We start from the raw sequence: 4,813 nt of genomic DNA on the forward strand, positions 1-4,813 counted from the left end.
AAATAAAGCTTAGATATTCCAACTACAAAAAAATATTTCTAATAAACTTGGAAAATTTTTAAACAGAATCATGAAATTTTTTGAAGGGATCTTCTTTTAGGTTGGTTAAAAATCAAAATAAAACGTCACTTTATCTTAGTCTCTCTAAGAGTTAAAGGAATTGGAACATCTATTTTCTTAAAATAACTTACACGATAAACTGAACAACTATTGTAAATTTAATAATACGGTATTCTCAGAGTCTTTGTTGATTAATATTTTCAGTACACTTTGTAAAATTATGGTTCATGATGAACTTTTTTCAATAACCTAAAATCTTTTTAATAGTTTTTTAAAAAAGTTAATTTCGTATTTACTGTTAAGAATATTTCAATATTTTATGGAAATATTAAAGATTTCCTATGAGAAAAATATAGTGAGCGCAGTAACACTTTCCCCTTACCAAGATCCTCATTTAAAAATATCTATCTTTTCTAAAGATTTTATTTCAAATTTTAATTTTAATAAATATTTTAATATATATATTCATTAAAAAATGATAAATCCATGAAATTTTTAGATCAATTAGTTTGATCTTTCTCATCGTTTAGGTTCTAGTTAGTTTGGATTAAGGAGAGCTAAAAAATTAATATGGGAGGTCATGAATTTTATTTATAGTCTACTACGATGATCGTCGTTGTGTTAGTTATGGCGTAGGTCGATAATAAAATCCATTAATTTTTAGATAAACTGATATCATATAAATATAGTTTTATTTTAAATATAGTATTTTTTTTTAAAAATAGATGTATTAAGTAACGAGAGTCAAGCTAAAATAATCTAATAATCGAATAACTCAAATCAGCTATGGTATCAAAAGTAAAAATTAAAGTCTTTCTAATATTCCATTGATTTTGTCAATTTTAAATTGATTTTGCTCGAAAAACTAATAGAACCCAATACACTTAATACTGACCTTAAAAATTTTTGAGGGATTAGGTGAGGTGTATTGTTTTTTGAGGCTTTCAAAGAAAAAGGGGTATCATGTAGAATAGTTTCTAATATTATCTCTTTGTTTCAATATCCTCAATATGTTTATGCTGAAGCGTTTATCGTATATAAGAGTATGTGGCTAAAAAAGTTACCTTACTATATACTCAGTATGATACTCAGTATGAGTAACCAGTAGTTTTTTAATATCGATTTAAGTAAAAGAATTTGTTTACAAAAGATAATTGAGTAAACAGGACTGACTTACAAAGATAATAAAGTAGAGTCGAAGGTTATCCTATCTGGATGATGTGGGAGGGGATTCTCGGGGGGTGGAGGTGGTCTCTTCTGTAATACTCAAGTAGGGTTGCTTTTTTTAAAAGGCTTATATTTTATATCATTGATATAAAAATTTGCTTCCTACAGAGCATTTGTTATAACCTACTTGACAATCCCAGGGTAGTAAAGGACATACCAAAGTATTACGTTTAATCCTCGTTAGTAACCGTATCACGGCCATTATGAAAATAAAAAATATTTTTAAGGTAACTTGACTTACTCAGTCAGAAGATGTACCAAAGATGTTGGTATAATTAGTGATTCCATAATATACCTAGATTAATAAAACTATTATGTACATGGACGGTAAAAAATTAGAAGTTTTAATTAATTTACTCATGAGTAAGAATGTTAAAAAAGACAACCTTAAAAAAATAGCAGCGTTAGAAGCTCTTCAATATATCAAAAATATTGACATTATTGGCGTTGGAACTGGATCCACCGTAAATTATTTTATCGATGCACTTGCTGAGATGAAACACCCAATTGAGGGTGCAGTAGCTAGTTCTATGATTACGGAGAAACTTTTAAAGGAAAAAGGGATTCCCTTAATGGATCTTAATTTAGTTTCAAATTTGGAAGTATATATAGATGGTGCAGATGAATTTAATAAACATTTTTATCTTATCAAGGGCGGCGGGGGTGCATTGACACGTGAGAAAATTATCGCTGCCGCTTCTAAGCATTTTATTTGCGTGGCAGATGACAGCAAAGAAGTTAACGTTTTAGGTAAATTTCCTTTGCCCATTGAAGTGATTTCAATGGCTCGAAGTTTTGTCGCGCGTGAAATTTTAAAATTAAAAGGTAATCCTATTTATCGTCAAGGGTACATTACTGATAATGGCAATGTTCTTTTGGATGTTCATAATTTAAATATTCTTGATCCTTTAACACTTGAAAGAATACTGAATAATATTCCTGGGGTTGTCAGTAATGGACTATTTGCTCATCGCCCCGCGGATATTTTACTTGTGGGAACTTCTGTGGGTGTTAAAGTTTACAGAAGATCACCAATATAACTCAAAAGTTTTAAATGTAAAATTTGATCCTCCTTGTACTTCTTGCTATCCTAGGTATAATGGTTTGTTTTAAAGTTTATCTATTAGAATAGAACGCTTTTTAAGCGAATCTCCTGAGACTTCAAGGAAAGTATGTACAGGAAATTCTTCGTAAAACTGCTACCGATTTAGCAAGGTAGCTTGAAGATAAAGGAAGTTAATCATGTTAGTTCTAACCAGAACCCTTGGTCAGCGTTTAATCATTGGAAATGATAAGAAACTTAAAAGTGAAACAAGTAAACTCCCAGTAGGTTCAACTACTTTTCAAGGTCATTTATCTAACGCAAAGATTGTCATAACAGTCTTAGAAGTTCGAGGTAATCAAGTACGAATTGGTATTGAAGCACCGAAACATATTCCAGTGCATCGAGAAGAAATTTATCAGCGCATTCAGAATGAAGAAAAAAACTTAAAGTACCTGGAACAAAAATCGAACTAAAATAACCTATTTTAAATCCCTGTAAGGTTGGGGGGTCGTCTCTCTCTTTATACCCCCCTAAAAAACACACAAACAGGGTTAGTTAATTCATTTTTAAATGAGGTCCGTACTGTGTGTTGTGTGTGGTGTCTGGCCCCGCCGCGTTCCATTCCCCCTCGGGTATGCCCTTTTATAGGCCTTTTTTATATGATTTAAAGATATTTTCTTTGAGATGATCTAAAATATTTATAGTATAATAACTTATACTTAAGAAAAACGATGATATAAATGTTTTTTATTCTATTACGTCAAAACAGAAATATGAAGAAGCTTTAGTGAATACGATTTTAAAATAAGGCAATCTTTCTTAAAAAGATGTATCATTCGTCTATCTGAAGTGACTATGATAGTATCTAATTAACACAACGTTAAATCTTTTTAGATTCCTTTATAGAATAGGAATCAAGGTAAAGTTATAGGTTTACAGGTATTTTTGTACCCTCAACAAAAAAAGAAAAAATCTATAAGGTGTTAGCTCCCTTAGTTAAATCATAAAATTCAAGGATAAGAACAGCCCTAATTTGAATAAATTTAAAAAAGTTTTAAAGAGCGCTGTTGATGGTTTTTTGGTGAGAAGCCTAAAAGGTTTGAAATAACACCCAAATACAAGGTAAAACATTATACACACAAAAAATTTATTATTCTTTAAACTTCTTTCACCTATTATGACGGCAGATGGTTAGTTGCTCCAAACAGTTCAAAAAATTTGAATGAAGAGGCTATAAGGAGAAGTTATTAGTTTCCTTGCTTAAGATGTCCCTCAAATTTCACTGAAATTGAAAGCAATTATCATCAAAGAGTGAAAATCCTGAGTCCCTTTCTGAATACTATTTTTATGGGAGGATTATAGTGTAGAAGCTCATCTTTAAACAGAGTATTGAAGAGAGAAGGGCTTTGTGCCACCATTTACAGAATGGGATCATAAAATTTTCTCTAATTTTGGTGATCTTCTGGATGAAAACACCCCATATATATTTAACAAATACTGGTCTTTTAATTCTGAAAGTGATGAAAATTGTATTCTTTGAAAGAAATGAGTTGCCTCCCTATGAGAGTGATTTATTTGCACGGAGCACTTGGTGAATAATATCTTGTGCTGACCGAAATATTTTAATATTTACGTGAATTCTTAAAAGTATCGATAATGTGCGCGACTCAGACAGGTTTTAATATTATGAAAAATAGTTGTGACATACTGGTATGGAAACTTTATTTTAGTTGTATATATCAATATCATACAAAAAGAGCAAAAAACTGTATCTTGATTGTTGTTAACTTTTCTAAAGCGTCTTCTCTATTTCTTCAAAAGGATCATAAATTTTATTTTCAAAATCGGATTTACAAATATTGAAAGATGTAGATTTTAAAATACTCTATACTAAGTTTAAAGTTTCTTAGCCAAAGATTTAAAGTGTTCTAGTTCTTCGAGTGTACGAATTTTATTGCCATTTATTTTGTAGAAAAATTCGTTAATTGAGACTTAAATGCTTTTAATCCGTTAATTATTAACGGTATAGATGATTCTAAACGAGTCAGAGATTATTTAAGAATTTCTTGCCATCTATTCATAAAACAACTGCTTATTTATTACATATTTTATAAGATGGCTATCTAGGGTTATTAAAATCATCTAAGCATTTTGGGGCAAAATCCTTGATTCTTCTATGTATATGAAAACCGGCTGACATCTTAAGATGTTCAGTAGTGGCCTTTAGTTTCAATATATTCGTTTTTAGTTCTTCAATAAATTTATTAAACTGAATATAAGCTTTTAATAATATCATTAAAGCTTATATTCATACATGAAGATTAATTTCAATTGTATTTCTTTTAATCTTTTCTATTCTTTTTCATTCAATGCGCACTTTCTTTGTGTTACTTTTTTCATATAAGACTGAACCTTAAAAGATACTCTTATTAATTCATCCGTTATACTAAAAGTACTGAAAAACATTACAATATTGAATAT

The 4,813-nt window shown here is 29.8% G+C and carries 2 protein-coding genes; both read left to right on the plus strand.

All coding sequences use genetic code 11. The features are described from left to right. Positions 1-1,646: 1,646 nt before the first annotated feature. Complete coding sequence (gene rpiA / locus CLERM_RS03360; protein WP_102157179.1) at positions 1,647-2,327, plus strand: ribose-5-phosphate isomerase RpiA; 681 nt, start codon at positions 1,647-1,649, stop codon at positions 2,325-2,327. A gap of 328 nt (positions 2,328-2,655) precedes the next feature. Beyond that, on the plus strand, positions 2,656-2,805 hold the full coding sequence (locus CLERM_RS04150; RefSeq protein ID WP_338028236.1) for a carbon storage regulator: 150 nt from the start codon (positions 2,656-2,658) through the stop codon (positions 2,803-2,805). Positions 2,806-4,813 lie beyond the last annotated feature (2,008 nt).

The sequence above is a fragment of the Coxiella-like endosymbiont genome (genome assembly GCF_002871095.1).
In the GTDB taxonomy this organism is placed as follows: domain Bacteria; phylum Pseudomonadota; class Gammaproteobacteria; order Coxiellales; family Coxiellaceae; genus Coxiella.

Coding starts and splice junctions, on each gene's coding strand:
- rpiA (WP_102157179.1), top strand. CDS start 1,647: ATGAGTAAGAATGTTAAAAAAGACAACCTTAAAAAAATAGCAGCGTTA.